Source organism: Acetobacterium sp., from assembly GCF_030652775.1.
GTDB lineage: Bacteria > Bacillota > Clostridia > Eubacteriales > Eubacteriaceae > Acetobacterium.
In genome coordinates, this window is sequence record NZ_JAUSPS010000056.1 from 52,288 (window position 1) to 66,924 (window position 14,637).

The 14,637-nt window shown below is 42.8% G+C and carries 15 protein-coding genes; 14 read left to right on the forward strand and 1 reads right to left on the reverse strand.

Going from position 1 to position 14,637, the window contains the following annotated elements; all coding sequences use genetic code 11:
- The first annotated feature begins 217 nt into the window (after positions 1–217).
- From Q7J41_RS10350 to Q7J41_RS10415, 14 genes are all read left to right on the forward strand, one after another.
- A complete protein-coding gene (locus Q7J41_RS10350; protein WP_304887780.1) occupies positions 218–1,498 on the forward strand; it encodes a helix-turn-helix transcriptional regulator in 1,281 nt (426 codons plus the stop codon).
- 75 nt (positions 1,499–1,573) lie between these two features.
- Positions 1,574–2,113, forward strand: coding sequence for a PadR family transcriptional regulator (locus tag Q7J41_RS10355; RefSeq protein WP_370651009.1), 540 nt, complete (start codon positions 1,574–1,576; stop codon positions 2,111–2,113).
- A gap of 90 nt (positions 2,114–2,203) precedes the next feature.
- Positions 2,204–2,902 carry an ABC transporter ATP-binding protein gene (locus Q7J41_RS10360; protein ID WP_304887784.1) on the forward strand — a complete coding sequence of 233 codons (699 nt, stop codon included), beginning with the start codon at positions 2,204–2,206 and terminating at the stop codon, positions 2,900–2,902.
- A 9-nt stretch (positions 2,903–2,911) separates the two neighbouring features.
- Positions 2,912–3,625 carry an ABC transporter permease gene (locus Q7J41_RS10365; protein ID WP_304887786.1) on the forward strand — a complete coding sequence of 238 codons (714 nt, stop codon included), beginning with the start codon at positions 2,912–2,914 and terminating at the stop codon, positions 3,623–3,625.
- 64 nt (positions 3,626–3,689) lie between these two features.
- On the forward strand, positions 3,690–4,115 hold the full coding sequence (locus Q7J41_RS10370) for a MarR family winged helix-turn-helix transcriptional regulator (protein WP_304887788.1): 426 nt from the start codon (positions 3,690–3,692) through the stop codon (positions 4,113–4,115).
- A gap of 442 nt (positions 4,116–4,557) precedes the next feature.
- A complete protein-coding gene (locus Q7J41_RS10375) occupies positions 4,558–4,845 on the forward strand; it encodes a helix-turn-helix transcriptional regulator (RefSeq protein WP_026395660.1) in 288 nt (95 codons plus the stop codon).
- A complete protein-coding gene (locus tag Q7J41_RS10380) occupies positions 4,845–7,346 on the forward strand; it encodes an FAD-dependent oxidoreductase (RefSeq protein ID WP_304887791.1) in 2,502 nt (833 codons plus the stop codon). The genes Q7J41_RS10375 and Q7J41_RS10380 overlap by 1 nt, the downstream gene beginning before the upstream one ends.
- A gap of 194 nt (positions 7,347–7,540) precedes the next feature.
- Positions 7,541–8,029 (forward strand): zinc ribbon domain-containing protein, encoded by a 489-nt coding sequence (locus tag Q7J41_RS10385; RefSeq protein WP_304887793.1) that lies wholly within the window; start codon positions 7,541–7,543, stop codon positions 8,027–8,029.
- A 233-nt stretch (positions 8,030–8,262) separates the two neighbouring features.
- Positions 8,263–8,676, forward strand: coding sequence for a Fur family transcriptional regulator (locus Q7J41_RS10390; protein ID WP_304887794.1), 414 nt, complete (start codon positions 8,263–8,265; stop codon positions 8,674–8,676).
- A 258-nt stretch (positions 8,677–8,934) separates the two neighbouring features.
- Complete coding sequence (gene cooS / locus Q7J41_RS10395; RefSeq protein WP_304887797.1) at positions 8,935–10,818, forward strand: anaerobic carbon-monoxide dehydrogenase catalytic subunit; 1,884 nt, start codon at positions 8,935–8,937, stop codon at positions 10,816–10,818.
- Between the two features lie 12 nt (positions 10,819–10,830).
- Positions 10,831–11,280 (forward strand): 4Fe-4S dicluster domain-containing protein, encoded by a 450-nt coding sequence (locus Q7J41_RS10400; protein WP_304887799.1) that lies wholly within the window; start codon positions 10,831–10,833, stop codon positions 11,278–11,280.
- Positions 11,277–12,509: an NAD(P)/FAD-dependent oxidoreductase gene (locus Q7J41_RS10405; RefSeq protein ID WP_304887801.1), complete on the forward strand. Its 1,233-nt coding sequence runs from the start codon at positions 11,277–11,279 to the stop codon at positions 12,507–12,509. The genes Q7J41_RS10400 and Q7J41_RS10405 overlap by 4 nt, the downstream gene beginning before the upstream one ends.
- Before the next feature lie 108 nt (positions 12,510–12,617).
- Complete coding sequence (locus tag Q7J41_RS10410) at positions 12,618–13,112, forward strand: peptidylprolyl isomerase (RefSeq protein WP_304887803.1); 495 nt, start codon at positions 12,618–12,620, stop codon at positions 13,110–13,112.
- A 60-nt stretch (positions 13,113–13,172) separates the two neighbouring features.
- On the forward strand, positions 13,173–13,754 hold the full coding sequence (locus Q7J41_RS10415) for a zinc ribbon domain-containing protein (protein ID WP_304887805.1): 582 nt from the start codon (positions 13,173–13,175) through the stop codon (positions 13,752–13,754).
- Between the two features lie 99 nt (positions 13,755–13,853).
- Here the strand turns inward: Q7J41_RS10415 and eutL are convergent, their stop codons facing one another.
- Positions 13,854–14,498 (reverse strand): ethanolamine utilization microcompartment protein EutL, encoded by a 645-nt coding sequence (eutL, locus tag Q7J41_RS10420; RefSeq protein ID WP_304887807.1) that lies wholly within the window; start codon positions 14,496–14,498, stop codon positions 13,854–13,856.
- Between the last annotated feature and the right edge of the window lie 139 nt (positions 14,499–14,637).

The following is a 14,637-nucleotide window of genomic DNA, read 5'->3' on the forward strand; positions in this document are numbered from 1 at the left end:
TGGTGCTGACGCACGCTTTTTATTTTGGAAAAAGAGGGTATAATTCTTTGTTGCGAAAAAACATGGTTATTTGGTAGCATATATTGATTATTTTGCATCGTACTGTTAAAATAATAGCAATAAACAGAAGAGTATGTCGGTAAGGTAACAGGGCGACTGGCATCGCATCGAAAAAACAATCCTAACGAACAACCGTAACAAAAGAGGGAGGGATAAAATGGGTCAGGAAATCGGCAATGTACTAAAAGACATGATTAAAGAAAAAAACATGACAATTTTTTCACTCGCTAAAGAGGTAGGCGTGGATCGCTCAACCTTCCAGCATTTTCTGTCAGGTAAACGCAAAATGAATTTAGAAGATCTGCGAAAAATAATGCTCACCCTAAACCTGACTAAAGATAAAAAAAAGCAGTTGTATACGCTCTATGAAAATGAATATGATGATCGGGAAGTATTAAAAAACAGCCAGGATATTTTTGCTCTTTTTGGTGAAATCTGCAATCAGGTTAATCCCGAAAAAAACTGGGTGGAAACCGAAGAATATTTGGTAAAAAATCAGTTGACTTCCGACAAAGCCCGCATCATTAAGGGTCAGGTTAAAATTGAGGGGATCATCCGCAGCTGTTTTATGGAAGAAATGGGCAAACGTGAAAATTCCCATATCATCATGTCCATCAATTTCAAGCATCATTTCCTTTATGATCTGATTATGCGGGTCAATGGTCAAAACCAGGGCGGAAAAATTCAAAATATTATTCCATTGGTCAATAAGAAAAAGCTGGGAAATAATCTGGACATCCTGAAAACAGTTCTGTCATTAAAAAGTCTGGATAATATTGAATATGAACCCTATTATTTCTACTCGGGGACTAAAATATATGACGATATTAGCATTATTGTCCCCAATTATTTTATCACCTCAAAGCATGTGATCACCATTGATCGAGATTTTGAAAGTGCCATTATTTATGAAGATCCGGAAATACTCGACTACTACCGCGAAAAATCCCAATCCATTCTCAGTAAATGTGCCTTATTTGTCGAAAAAGCGCCGCAAACTTGGCTCAATGATACCCTACCTTCGTTTGAAAAAATCAAAAAAAATAATATTATCGAAAAATACATTGCCTTTGATCAACTCGACAGTCTCCTTAATTTTAATACCAGTGCGGAGGATAAAGCTACCGTCTCCGGCCAGTCGCTGGAAAAAGCTGGTGTTCGCATTTCTGACATTTTTGTGCTGAGAGATGGACTGATCACCTGTGCCAAAAATTTATGTGTCCGATATCTGGTCAATGAAGAACGGGTTGAATTTATCTTGGTCAATGAGACTAACCATCTGATGATGAAGCTGACCATAAAGGAAATTGGCATCGTGATTGTGTTTAGGGAATTTTTCAATTACCTGCCGAACAGTATTCATGTCTGTTCACCTGAAGAAATTAAAAACGGCTTGCGTAACATCCAAAGTGTCACCGAGGGGATTAATAATATATAAATGAAGCTTGACAAAAGGCCATAAACAATGTAGAATACTCAACGTAGAGTATTGGAGGTGGACAATTTGACACGTGTGCTTGTCCTGGGTCTTCTTGATGTACAACCCATGTCCGGCTATGATATTCAGCAGATGCTGCGAATATCCGATGCGGAACGTTGGGGTGGTGTGCTCATCGGCTCCATTTATCATGCCTTAAAAAAAATGGAAAAGGAAGGTCTGGTTGTTGTTGACAGCATCGAACAAACCGGACACCGGCAAAAGGCGATATATAAAATAACCACGATGGGAACAGAACACTTAAGCCAATTGGTAGGCGAATCACTGGAGAACTCATCTGTTAATTATCCCTCGACCCTGTATTCCGGGCTGTCTTTTATAGAAAAAGTATCTCCGGAAAAAGCTTTAACGGCGTTGAATAATCAATTAGTGGCGCTGGAAAAAGAATACCAGGCGCTTGAGAGTGGCTTCCGTCTCAAAGATATCGCCATGCACCAGAATATCCCACCGATGACAAAACTGATCTTTGACAATATGTATGCGATTGTCAATCAGCAAAGAGCCTTTATTGAAAATGCCATAAAACTATTGGAATCACAGCAATCTAACCGTTAATAACTTCTCCCTCAGTCATGGGGGAGAAAAAAATAACCATATACTCAACGATGAGTATACAAAGATAAACAAGGGGAAAAGGAGAGCAAGATGAATTTAATTGAAGGAAAAAAACTGGTCAAGAATTTTAAGAACAAACAGGTCATTCAGGGGATTGATTTCGAAATCAGGCAGGGTGAGATCCTGGCCCTGATTGGCCCCAATGGGGTGGGAAAATCGACCACCATCGCAATGCTGCTGGGGATATTAACGCCAGATGCGGGTTCAATTTCTTATTGGCGGACTGATTATAAAGATCATATCGGTGCCCAACTCCAGAGCACCCCGTTCTTCGAAGGCTATTCGGCCAAAGAAAATCTCAAACTATTCGGAGCCTTATATCACACCAATCTCAGTGACGAGGCGATTGAAAAAAAGCTGACTGATTGCCATTTAGAGAATGCCGGTAAGACCCCGGCTGTTAAGCTGTCGATCGGTCAGCAGAAACGGCTGGCCATCGGCGTGACCACTGTTCATCATCCCGAGTTGGTGATACTGGACGAGCCGACGGCCGGTTTGGATCCCCGTTCCCGCCACGAAATCAAGGAAATGATTGATGGCCTGGCCAAAAACAATCAGACCGTACTGTTTTCCTCCCATGATATGGAGGAAGTGGAAAAATTGGCCGATCGCCTGATTTTCATGAACCATGGAAAAATAATGGATCAGGGAAGTCCGGGAGAGCTGATTGAAAAACATCAGGTTGAAAGTTTGGAAATGCTCTATTTGAAACTCACTGAAAAAAATTAAGGAGAAAAAATGAATACAATCTTTAGTCTATCACTCAAATCTGCTGCCCGGGAACCGTTCTTATTGTTCTGGTCGATTCTTATACCGATTGGCGGAACCCTAATATTGGGCTTCCTGGTTGGCAACCCCGACTATACTATTAATATAACAACCGGTATGATGGCCATGGGGATTTTGTTTTATGCCTTTACCACTACCGTGTTTTCGCTGCAGGGTCAAAGACGGCGGGGTGTATACCAATTGTTAAAAGTAACACCAATGCCCTTGTCCCGCTATATTATCAGTGTATCCGGCGCCTGGACGCTGGTGTCACTAATCTGTGCGATGCTGGTTCTGATCGTGGGTGTTGTCTTTTTTCATCTCGAGCTATCCTTTGCCAGCGTTGTGAAGATGGGAACGGTCTGTGGCCTGGGGGCGATGGGCTATGTTTTTTTCAGTTTCTTTGTTTCCGGATTATGCAAAACTGAAGCGCAAACCAGTATTGCCACCAATCTGATTGCGATGCCCTTATTGCTGGGCAGCGATGCCTTTTACTCGCTGGCGGCAGCACCTGCCTGGGTCAAGACGGTGATTTTACTGAATCCCTTTCAGTGGTTGCTAAATGGTCTGCGCAGCGGCTTCAGTGGTAATAATCGGGATTGGGCCGCCAGTCTTGTGGCGTTACTAATTTTTCTGGGGATTACCTTATTTCTGGCAGTCGGCTCATTTAAATCCGCCGATTAAAAAATTGCCGGCAATGAAATTGTGAGGTATAATGTTTAGTATATTTTTCAAAGGAGTGATTGACTTGGACAATGAACAATTGAAACTGGAAAACCAATTGTGTTTTCCCCTTTATGCCAGCGCTAAAGAAGTGGTCAAACGCTATAAACCTTATTTGGATGAAATCGGGCTGACCTATACCCAATACATTGCCATGATGGTTTTATGGGAACACCAAACCATCAACGTAAAAACCCTGGGGGAGTATCTGCATCTCGATTCTGGAACCCTGACCCCCTTGCTAAAACGCCTGGAAGCAGCAGGATTTATTAAACGAAAACGGGATTCCAAGGACGAGCGCAATGTGATTATTAAACTGACTCCAGCGGGCGAAGCACTCAAAGAGCCAGCTAGTCTGATTCCCGAGAAAATCAAGCAATGCCTGCCCATCTCTGATGAGGAAGCAATTACCCTGTACCGATTATTATATAAAATACTGGGTAGTAACTAAGCACCATTGGATCGGAGAGGTCTAAATGGCGCAGGACTTAACCAAATTATTTTTGTGTAAACGCCCCATAAAAATGCCCAGTTGTTAAAACTGGGCATTTTAAATACACTTAAGTGTAAAAACGGTAAGTTTGTTAAAATAAAACAGCAAAACTATCCTCTTGATTAATGAATTAGAATGTGTTAATGTGTAATCAATTAGCATTTAGAAACTAAATAAAGGAGGAATAAACTCAGGCTATTCAGCAAACCAGCGATTTTATGGAGTATCAGAGGGAAAATTACAAGCGTTCAATGACAACCAAATCCAAAATAATTACCGGATTGATTGATGCTGGTTAAATATTTTGAAGTACAAGAAAAAAATTATGCTTGACATATTAGAAAAGTCTAATATAATAATGTTAGGCTGATTTATTATGTTAACACAAGGAGAAAATTTCATGGAAATGGATTTGAAAGATCACGAGATAACGGCAGAGATTCTAAAAGCTTTGGGACATCCGGTTCGTCTCTGTATCACTAAAGGGCTGATCGCAAACGGGCGATGTAACGTTTCCTATATGGAAGAGTGTCTTGAAGTTTCCCAGTCAGGGGTCTCGCAGCATTTATCCAAGCTGAAAAATGCTGGGATAGTCAAGGGATACCGGACGGGAAATGAAATTTATTATGAAGTCATCAGTAAGCCAGCCAAAAATATTATTCAGGCTTTATATGGAGAGGATTTATAATGAAAAAGATATTAATTGTTGGAGGTGTCGCCGGCGGTGCCACTGCTGCTGCGCGTCTGCGTCGTTTAAGTGAAGAAGATGAAATCATTTTGTTCGAGAGAGATGAATACATCTCTTTTGCTAACTGTGGTTTACCTTATTACATCGGAAATGTGATTAAAGATCGTCAGAAATTACTGGTACAAACCGTCGATGGTATGTCGAAGCGATTTAATTTGGATATAAGAAATTTTAATGAGGTCATCGGGATCGATCCGATTGCTAAAACGGTGGAAGTTAAAAACCATCAGACCGATGTGGTTTATACTGAAAGCTATGATAAGCTTATTCTATCACCCGGGGCAAAACCGATTGCACCGCCTATTCCGGGACTGGCAGAAGCCGAAAATATATTAACCCTACGAAACATCCCAGATACTGACAAAATTAAGGCAATCGTTGATGCTGGCAATGTAAAACGAGCTGTTGTTATCGGCGGTGGTTTTATTGGGGTAGAAATGGCCGAGAACTTCCAGGAACTGGGTCTCAATGTTACACTTGTGGAAAAAATGAATCAGGTTTTAAAACCCCTGGATTTTGAAATGGCTCAACTAGTGCATCAGGAAATTAATGCCAATTGCGTTAATCTGATTTTGGAAGATGGTGTGGATCATTTCCAAAAACAGGGAACTGAAGTGGTTCTGGAAAGTGGCATGGTGTTGCAGGCAGATCTGGTTATTTTGGCCATCGGTGTCGTCCCGGAAAACGGACTGGCGAAAAATGCCAACCTTAAATGTGGTCCCCGGGGACACATTGTCACAACTGCCAATTATGAGGTCATCAATGGTGAAACAGATGCCGTTTATCCTGATATTTTTGCCATTGGCGATGCCATTGAAGTCCAAGATTTTGTCACCAAAAATCAGACTGCAATCCCTCTGGCCTGGCCGGCAAACCGTCAGGGTCGGGTCGTTGCCGATTATATCAATGGCATCAAAACTAAAAATGTAGGTATTCAGGGAACTGCGGTAGCCAAAGTGTTTAACAAAACGATCGCTTCTACTGGCAATAATGCGGCGCAATTGGATATGAAGAAAATCGCTTATCAGATTGTGATGGCACATCGCGCCAACCATGCCGGCTACTATCCAAATTCTACCAATATTGCCTTGAAACTTCTTTATGATCCCAAAAGTCTGCAAATCCTTGGTGCTCAGGCCGTTGGACAGGACGGCACCGAAAAACGAATTGACGTCATTGCCACCGCCATGAAAACCGGCGCAACGGTATTAGATCTCCAGGATTTTGAATTATGCTACGCCCCACCTTTTTCTTCCGCCAAAGATCCGGTCAATGTTCTGGGTTATATTGCCAGCAACATTGAAGAAGGCGTCTATCAGACCGTCGAATGGTTTGAAATCGACGAGATTGTCGCTAACGGTGGATTTCTGCTGGATGTGCGGACTCCGGTTGAATTCAGCGCCGGTGCCATCAAGGGTGCCGTCAATATCGAATTAGATACATTAAGAGACCGCATTGAAGAAATTACGATCGCCAAGGATACACCTATTTATGTGACCTGTCAGGTCGGTCAACGGGCTTACCTGGGAATCCGAATTTTAAAAGGTCACGGTTTTACCAATGTCTTTAATTTATCGGGTGGTTACAGCACCTACAAAACCGCCCACTACCAACTGGCTCAGCCCGATTTCACCGTGGGCGAATGTGTCCCCAAGAAAGACGAATCCGGTGACGGTAATGTCGATCAGGGTGGCGATGGCAACCAGGTGATTAAGAAAAAAGTTGACGTCACCGGACTCCAATGTCCAGGTCCCTTAATGGCCACTTATGAGGCGGTTCAAAGTATCAATGCCGGTGATCTGGTTCAGATTATCGCTACTGATTTTGGATTTGTCAGCGATATTAAAAGCTGGTGTGAAACCAATGGACATACCCTGGTGTCACAGGAAACCCAAGGAAAAAGTTATATCAGCGTGATTCGAAAAGGCGATGCCGGGGAGACCTGCAGTCTGATGCCAGCCGTATCCACCCAGAAAAATGCCACCCTGGTGGTCTTCAGCGGAGAGTTGGATAAGGTCTTAGCATCAATGATTATTGCCCAGGGGGCAGCAGCTCAAGGCAAAAACGTCACCCTCTTTTTCACTTTCTGGGGACTGAATGCCCTCAGAAGAAGAGATGGGAAGGGTCACAACAAGACCTTTATCGAAAAAATATTTGGCGCCATGATGCCAAAAGGAGCGGCCAGATTGCCGCTATCGATGATGAACATGTTAGGTGCCGGCCCGGTAATGATCAAGGGCATTATGAAAAAGAAGCACGTGGATGATCTGGATACCATGATCCAAAAAGCCCAAAAAGCAGGGGTTCGTTTCATTGCCTGCACCATGAGTATGGATCTGATGGGAATCAAGGAAGAAGAACTGATTGACGGGATCGAGTATGCTGGGGTCGGAACCTATATCGCCAGCAACGAAAATGCCGGAACTACCTTATTTGTATAAAAGAGAATTGGATTAATTCAGACTATATTATCGATACAATCATACAGGCTGTTGCAGAATAGAAACTTCTGTAACAGCCTGTTTACATAACTTAATCAAAACTTTATTTCATCATTGACTGGGTGATTAACCATGCTTTCATTTGTAAAGATCGTGAATTTATGATAAAATACAGATGGAAGGAAGTGAGTAAAATGCCAAAGTATTGTCCTAGATGTACTTACATTTTGAGTATTGACGATACAAAATGCAGTTTTTGCGGCATGGTAATAACAACGGGAATCGTTGTTAATGAAAAGTTCGCTGATGAATTCCTTAAAGAGGAAATGACAGAAAAAACAAGTTTTCCAAGAGGCTTTCTGGATGGCGGTAGGGATATGTTGCCGGTCATAGAAACAAAACAGCTTCAGACCGATGATGAAGTGCTGACCGATGAAATGATCGCAGACGAAATTATTGGCGACAAGTTATTCAGCTCTGAAACTGAAAAAGGTTTTGAAGTTGAGAGTATGTCAAGAGGATTATTGGATCAGGGCAGAGAAATGACAGCTGCCGTTGAAACCCGAATTCTGACAGCAGACGATGAGCTTTTTGCAGAAGAAATGATCGGAGATGAAATCATAGCTGATGGATTTATGGCACAGAAGAATCGACCAAATCTTCCCAAATCGATGCGGCTGTGATGAGTGAGAGATGACTAAATGATGAATAAGCAAAATAAGGTCGTAAAAAAAATGAAGTGTCCAGTAATACACTTATCTGACTACACTAATTGTTACAGGCAATTGGAAGTAATTTTTCAGATAATGATAGACCGGACACTTTTTTTATGGAAAAAAGCAAAAGAAGTTTGACAATGTTAGATAATCGTACTATAATTAAGAAAGAAATTATTAGTTAGGAGTTATTCTTAATCATGAAAAATAAAAAGATCCAAATGTATACAGATGTGATCCGTGGTGCCGGATTAAAAGCTACACCGCAGCGAATCAGTGTGTTAAAAGTTTTGTCAGAAATGACCTCGCATCCTAGTGCCGACATGCTGATGGACGCCCTGGAAAATCAAGGATATGTAATGTCGGTAGGGACGATTTACAATATCCTGGAAACATTCTCTGAAAAAGGCCTAATTCTAAAACTGAAGGATAATCAGGAAGTGATGCGTTTTGACGCAAATACACAATTTCATGTGCATATATATAACAAGGAAAACAATGGCATCTGTGATTACTACGATCCCGAACTGGAAATTCTACTCGCTGATTATTTCAAAAATAAATTGCCTGAAGATGTTTCCCTGAACCGCATGGAAGTGTCACTTTTTGCCTGATCAAAATTAAGAAAGCAACTCTTAATCTAGCAGTAAAAATGAATAAACTTTAACATCTAAAAAGCCTGATGCTTTGGTATCAGGCTTTTTAATTTTTTTGGACTATTCAAAATGACAAATTTTTACCATGAATCATTCTTGACAAATATTTATTCCGGATCTATAATTAAAACATGATTTTAATAAGAGTGATTCTTTTAAAGATACTAGTTAATTTAAAATCAGTTGAAATTTTATAATAAATTATTGGAGGCACATATGAATTCAAATTTTAGCTGTAAAACCTGTGCAAGTGCGGATCAAAAACTGGAAACCTTCATTTCCAATCTCAGTGTCGATACATCCCATCACCGAATGGAAGGACAAAGTGTCAAATGTGGTTTCGGATTACAGGGGATCTGCTGCCGTCTCTGTTCCAACGGGCCATGTCGAATCACCCCGGACGGACCCAAAGGGGTTTGCGGTGCTACCGCTGATACCATCGTTGCCAGAAACTTCCTGAGAGCTGTTTCAGCTGGTTCGGGATGTTATATTCATATTGTCGAAAACACGGCACTGATGCTCAAGAAAACAGCAGCCAGCAAAGGCGTACTAAAAGGCAAGGTGGCGTTGGCAAAACTGGCAGATATCTTTGAAGTGGCTGAAGCTGATGAACATGTCCGTGCCGAAAAAATAGCCGATATGGTCTTAGCCGATTTATATAAGCCTGACTATGTAAAAATGGAACTGGTTGAAAAAATGGCCTATAAACCGCGTTTCGATCGTTGGAAAGAATTAGGGATACTGCCAGGGGGAGCAAAATCCGAGGTTTTTGCAGGAGTCGTTAAAACATCCACCAATCTCAATTCCGATCCTGTCGATATGTATCTGAATTGCTTGAAACTGGGTATTTCCACCGGCCTTTATGGTTTAACACTGACTAATCTGTTAAACGACGTGATGCTGGGCGAACCATCCATCCGCTTGGCGCCAGTCGGTTTACGGGTCATTGATACCGATTATATCAATATCATGATCACCGGCCATCAGCATTCCATCTTTGCCTACTTACAGGATCGGCTGATTCAGGACGATGTCATCGAAAAAGCCAAAGCGGTCGGTGCCAAAGGGTTTAAACTGGTCGGATGTACCTGTGTTGGTCAGGATCTGCAGCTACGAGGCGAACATTATAAAGAGGTATTCAACGGCCATGCCGGCAACAATTTTACCAGCGAAGCGATTCTGGCCACTGGCGCTATTGATGCAGTATTATCGGAGTTCAACTGTACCTTACCGGGGATCGAACCAATTTGTGATGAATTAAAAATTAAGCAGATCTGTCTTGATGATGTTTCCAAAAAAGCCAATGCCGAAATGAAGCCATTTGTTTTCGAAGAAAAAGAAACCCAAAGCAATGAAATTATCGATGCAGTGATCGAATCGTATCAAGCCAGACGAGCGGTTGTTACTCTGAACATGGCTGCTGACCACGGAAACGATGATACCTTAACTGGTGTCAGTGAGGGTTCGCTGAAATCATTCCTGGGAGGAACCTGGAAACCACTGATCGATCTCATTGTCAAAGGAGAAATCAAAGGGATTGCTGGCGTTGTCGGATGTTCCAGCTTAACTGCCGGCGGCCATGATGTGCTAACTGTTAATCTGGTCAAAGAATTGATTGCCAAAGATATTCTGGTCTTGTCAGCCGGCTGTTCATCTGGAGGCTTAGAAAATGTCGGTTTGATGTCACCTTCAGCAGCATCCCTGGCCGGACCAAAATTGCGAGCTGTCTGTGAAAGCTTGGGGATTCCACCAGTCTTAAACTTTGGCCCATGTCTAGCCATTGGCCGTCTGGAGTTGGTCGCTACCGAACTGGCCGAAGCCATTGGTGTTGATTTACCACAATTACCACTGGTTTTATCAGCGCCACAATGGTTGGAAGAACAAGCTCTGGCCGATGGTGCCTTTGGTTTAGCGCTAGGACTACCGCTCCATTTAGGATTGCCACCGTTTGTTACCGGTAGCCCCGTGGCTGTTCAGGTGTTCACCCAGGATATGTTAAACCTGACTGGCGGACAACTGATCATTGATGACAATGCCAAATCAGCGGCCGAAACTCTGGATGCGATCATTGAAAAGAAACGCAAGGAATTAAACATCTGAGGAGGTGTAATCATGAAACGAATCATCATTGATCGCGAAAAATGCGATGGCTGCCTGAATTGCAACATCGCCTGTATCAGTGCCCATGAGGAAGGTAGTAATTTTTACACCGTAAATATGCAAAGTCCTGATGCGGAAACCCGTAACTTTATTAAATTTGATGCCCAAAAGGGATACCTGCCGATTTTCTGCCGTCACTGTGACGAACCGGAATGTGTGCTGTCCTGTATGAGTGGCGCCCTTGAAAAAGACCCGTTAACCGGGCATGTACAGTATGATGAAAGTAAATGCGCAGCCTGCTACATGTGCGTGATGAACTGCCCCTATGGGGTTTTAAAACCAGATAAACGAGCCCGGACCAAGGTCATTAAATGTGATTTCTGCGATGATAAACCGGATGGACCCAGCTGTGTCAAAGCCTGTCCCAAGAAAGCCATCGAAGTGAAAGAGGTAAGCCTATGAAAATCGTTATTATCGGCGCCAGCGCAGCCGGAATCAGCGCGGCCAAAACAATCAAAGCCTCAGAACCGGATACCGAAGTGGTGATTATCTCTAAAGAAGACAGCATTCACTCCCGTTGTATGCTCCATAAATTTTTGGGTCATGAACGAGACGCTAAAGGAATCAGTTTTATCGCTGACGACTTCTTTGAAACGAATGGGATAACCTGGCATAGTAACACCACCGTGATTGGCCTGGATGCACAGAAAAAGACGGTAAAAACCCATGATAATCAGGATATCGGCTATGACAAGCTACTGATTGCCACCGGCGCTGCCTATTTCATCCCGCCGATCCCAGGACTCCGCGAGGCAAAAAATGTCTATGGATTCCGTGACTTAAAAGATGCCCAGTTGCTGGATAGCGAATGCAACACCGCTAAAAACGCGGTGGTTATCGGTGCTGGTCTGGTTGGCATGGACGCTGCAGTAGCGATGCTTATGCGGGGCTTAAAGGTAACGGTGATTGAAATGACCCCGGCGGTGATGAGTTTACAGCTGGATCAAAAATCTGCTCAAGCTTACCAGCAGCTGTTTGAAGAACACGGAGCGGCGTTTATTTTAAATGATAAGGTCGTTTCCGTCGATGTCGATGAAGTCGGGCGGGGAAAAACAATCCATCTGGCCAGTGGCAAAGCGGTTCCTGCCGATGTCATTGTGATTGCGGCCGGCGTGCGACCCGCCTTTAGCTTTACCGAAGGATCAGGGATTGCGACCAACCATGCTATTCTGGTCGGGGATGATCTTAAAACAAATATCGACGATATTTATGCAGCTGGCGATGTTACCGGAATGGCCGGGATCTGGCCCAATGCCATGAAACAGGGACGGATTGCCGCAATTAACATGCTGGGCGAAAAACTTTTGTATGAAGATCGTTATGCCCTTAAAAATACGGTTAATTTCTATGGACTCACGACCTTGTCCCTGGGGAATATCAACCCGGAACCGGAAGAAAACTGTAACATCTTTATACGCGAAGACCGCCATAATTATCAGAAAGTCATCATCAAAAATGGAATCATCCAGGGCGTCATTATCCAGGGAAATATCGCTGGTACCGGATTCTGGCAATACCTGATCAAAAATAAAATCGATGTTTCCGGTAAAAACAAAGATGTCTTCAGCTTGAGCTATGCCGATTTTTATGATCTGAATCAGGACACCGGGGAATATAACTACGCTGTTTAAATGATAAAGTCTCAAAAAACTTAAGACTTTGGCGAACTGCTTTTCATTTTATTTCATTTGGTGTATACTACATTGAAGTAAAAATTAAATGAAATTTTTGGAGGAATTATGTCAGAAACAGCAAATCCAATCGTAAAAATTGAAATGGAAAATGGCCAGACAATAGAAGTGGAGCTCTATCCGGAAGTTGCCCCGATAACCGTAGAAAACTTTTTAACCTTAGTCAATGATGGCTTCTATAACGGATTAATCTTTCATCGGGTCATTCCCGGTTTTATGATTCAGGGCGGATGCCCCCAGGGTAGCGGTATGGGTGGTCCAGGACACACCATTAAAGGCGAATTCTCTGGCAACGGTGTCGTTAATGATCTAAAACATGTTAAGGGAGTAATCTCCATGGCTCGTTCCGGGATGCCAGACTCTGCCGGTTCCCAGTTTTTTATCATGGTCGATGATGCGCCATTCTTAGATGGTCAATATGCGGCTTTTGGTAAGGTGATTTCAGGAATCGAAACAGCCGATGCAATCGTTGCGGTAGCTCGGGATCGATCAGATAAACCGCGCGAAGATCAGGTGATTAAGAAAATTGCAGTTGTATCCTGAATTATATTTTGAAATCATCATGTTTTTATGATAAAATAAAATAAAAAGGATGTGAGCGCAATGGCAAAGTATTGTCCAAAATGTTACGCCGGTATCGGTCCAGATGATGTCGTTTGTGGTAATTGTGGTAATGTGCTGAAGGAAAATGCTGGTGGGGAAGAAGATTTCACTGCGGGCGTTTTCGACAACGAAAACCGTTCTCATGATATTTCCGGAAAAGAGATTCTCGGGGAAACCCCAGATGAGGAAATCTTATCCCACGAAATTGTCGAAGATGAAATCATAGCTGATGGTATTGTGGAGGAAGAGATCATTATCTCGGAAACCATCATAACCACTCCCGAACCTACGCAAACTTCGTCTCAATATCAGGCACCGCCGCAACGTCAGGCAGCCGCAGAAAACACCGAAGTGCCGATGACGTTGGGTGACTGGATGCTGACCCTGTTGCTGTTGTACTTACCGATTGTTAATATTGTCATGCTAATTATTTGGAGCGTTGATTCTAAAACCAGCACCACCAAAAAACACTTTGCCTGGGCAACATTGATCTTTATGGGAATCGGTATCGTTCTTTCCATCATCTTCTCCAGCATTGTGATGGCCATTGTCGCATCCATGATGCAGACTATGTATTATTAAACATCACCGCAATAACAAAAAGAACCGTCTGATGACGGTTCTTTTTGCATGCACGAATATTAATTGAAGTTTAAATAAAGCTTTAGTATAAAGCAAAGATCAATAATCAACCGGATCTTCAACGCAGCTGATAATGGCGTTTTTAAATGCTTCACAAGCGGTTCGACAATTGGATTGGGTACCGGTCAAAATAGCGCCGCTCAGATTTGAGTTGGTCGGGGGGCCGAAGAATTTAACCACTTCCACATCGGCAACCGTTAAAGCCTCGTCGATCCCGACAACCCCTTCAAGAGCTGGGGCAAACAGGAAAGCTATCGATGAACCAATCGGCAGACCGTAGGTTTTTGAAAAATACTTGCCGATTTTAGGAACCAGTTGGGCATAAATCAGGTTACTGTCATCGTCATTGACGCTGTAGACGCTGGCTTTGTTTTCGGCATAGTCCCGGATATAGCGCAATCCGCTTTCCACGTCAGAAACTGTCGGTCCGGTGATGACCCCAAAAACCTGACCGTCATTGATTCCGGCACCGGCACCGTAAAGGGTTTTAATGTAAACAACATCGACGTTTGATGTTTTGGTGGCTTCATCGGCAGCACAGTAACCCACACCGTCGTATTGGGTAGTGAAAATTCCGATATCAATACAGCCCTCCGGTAAATCAAACTCTTCCAACATGATGTCTTCAACAGCGGTTAACATTTTACTATAAACAAGTTCGCATTTAATTCTATCTCCAGTCATGGCATCAACTCCTTTTCTGAATTTTTGTAGGTTTCTACATATGGTTGATAATATCATCATTTCGGCTCCGGGTAAATAAAAAAAAAGCAGAACAACGGGTAGTTATCTGCTTTTTTCATTGATCGATCCGGTTGTTTTT

Bases quoted from the DNA above. Each gene is read 5' to 3' on its own strand.
- Q7J41_RS10400 (WP_304887799.1), top strand. From the start codon at position 10,831: ATGAAACGAATCATCATTGATCGCGAAAAATGCGATGGCTGCCTGAAT.
- Q7J41_RS10385 (WP_304887793.1), top strand. From the start codon at position 7,541: ATGCCAAAGTATTGTCCTAGATGTACTTACATTTTGAGTATTGACGAT.
- Q7J41_RS10365 (WP_304887786.1), top strand. From the start codon at position 2,912: ATGAATACAATCTTTAGTCTATCACTCAAATCTGCTGCCCGGGAACCG.
- cooS (WP_304887797.1), top strand. From the start codon at position 8,935: ATGAATTCAAATTTTAGCTGTAAAACCTGTGCAAGTGCGGATCAAAAA.
- Q7J41_RS10415 (WP_304887805.1), top strand. From the start codon at position 13,173: ATGGCAAAGTATTGTCCAAAATGTTACGCCGGTATCGGTCCAGATGAT.
- Q7J41_RS10380 (WP_304887791.1), top strand. From the start codon at position 4,845: ATGAAAAAGATATTAATTGTTGGAGGTGTCGCCGGCGGTGCCACTGCT.
- eutL (WP_304887807.1), bottom strand. From the start codon at position 14,498: ATGACTGGAGATAGAATTAAATGCGAACTTGTTTATAGTAAAATGTTA.
- Q7J41_RS10390 (WP_304887794.1), top strand. From the start codon at position 8,263: ATGAAAAATAAAAAGATCCAAATGTATACAGATGTGATCCGTGGTGCC.
- Q7J41_RS10405 (WP_304887801.1), top strand. From the start codon at position 11,277: ATGAAAATCGTTATTATCGGCGCCAGCGCAGCCGGAATCAGCGCGGCC.
- Q7J41_RS10350 (WP_304887780.1), top strand. From the start codon at position 218: ATGGGTCAGGAAATCGGCAATGTACTAAAAGACATGATTAAAGAAAAA.
- Q7J41_RS10410 (WP_304887803.1), top strand. From the start codon at position 12,618: ATGTCAGAAACAGCAAATCCAATCGTAAAAATTGAAATGGAAAATGGC.
- Q7J41_RS10375 (WP_026395660.1), top strand. From the start codon at position 4,558: ATGGAAATGGATTTGAAAGATCACGAGATAACGGCAGAGATTCTAAAA.
- Q7J41_RS10360 (WP_304887784.1), top strand. From the start codon at position 2,204: ATGAATTTAATTGAAGGAAAAAAACTGGTCAAGAATTTTAAGAACAAA.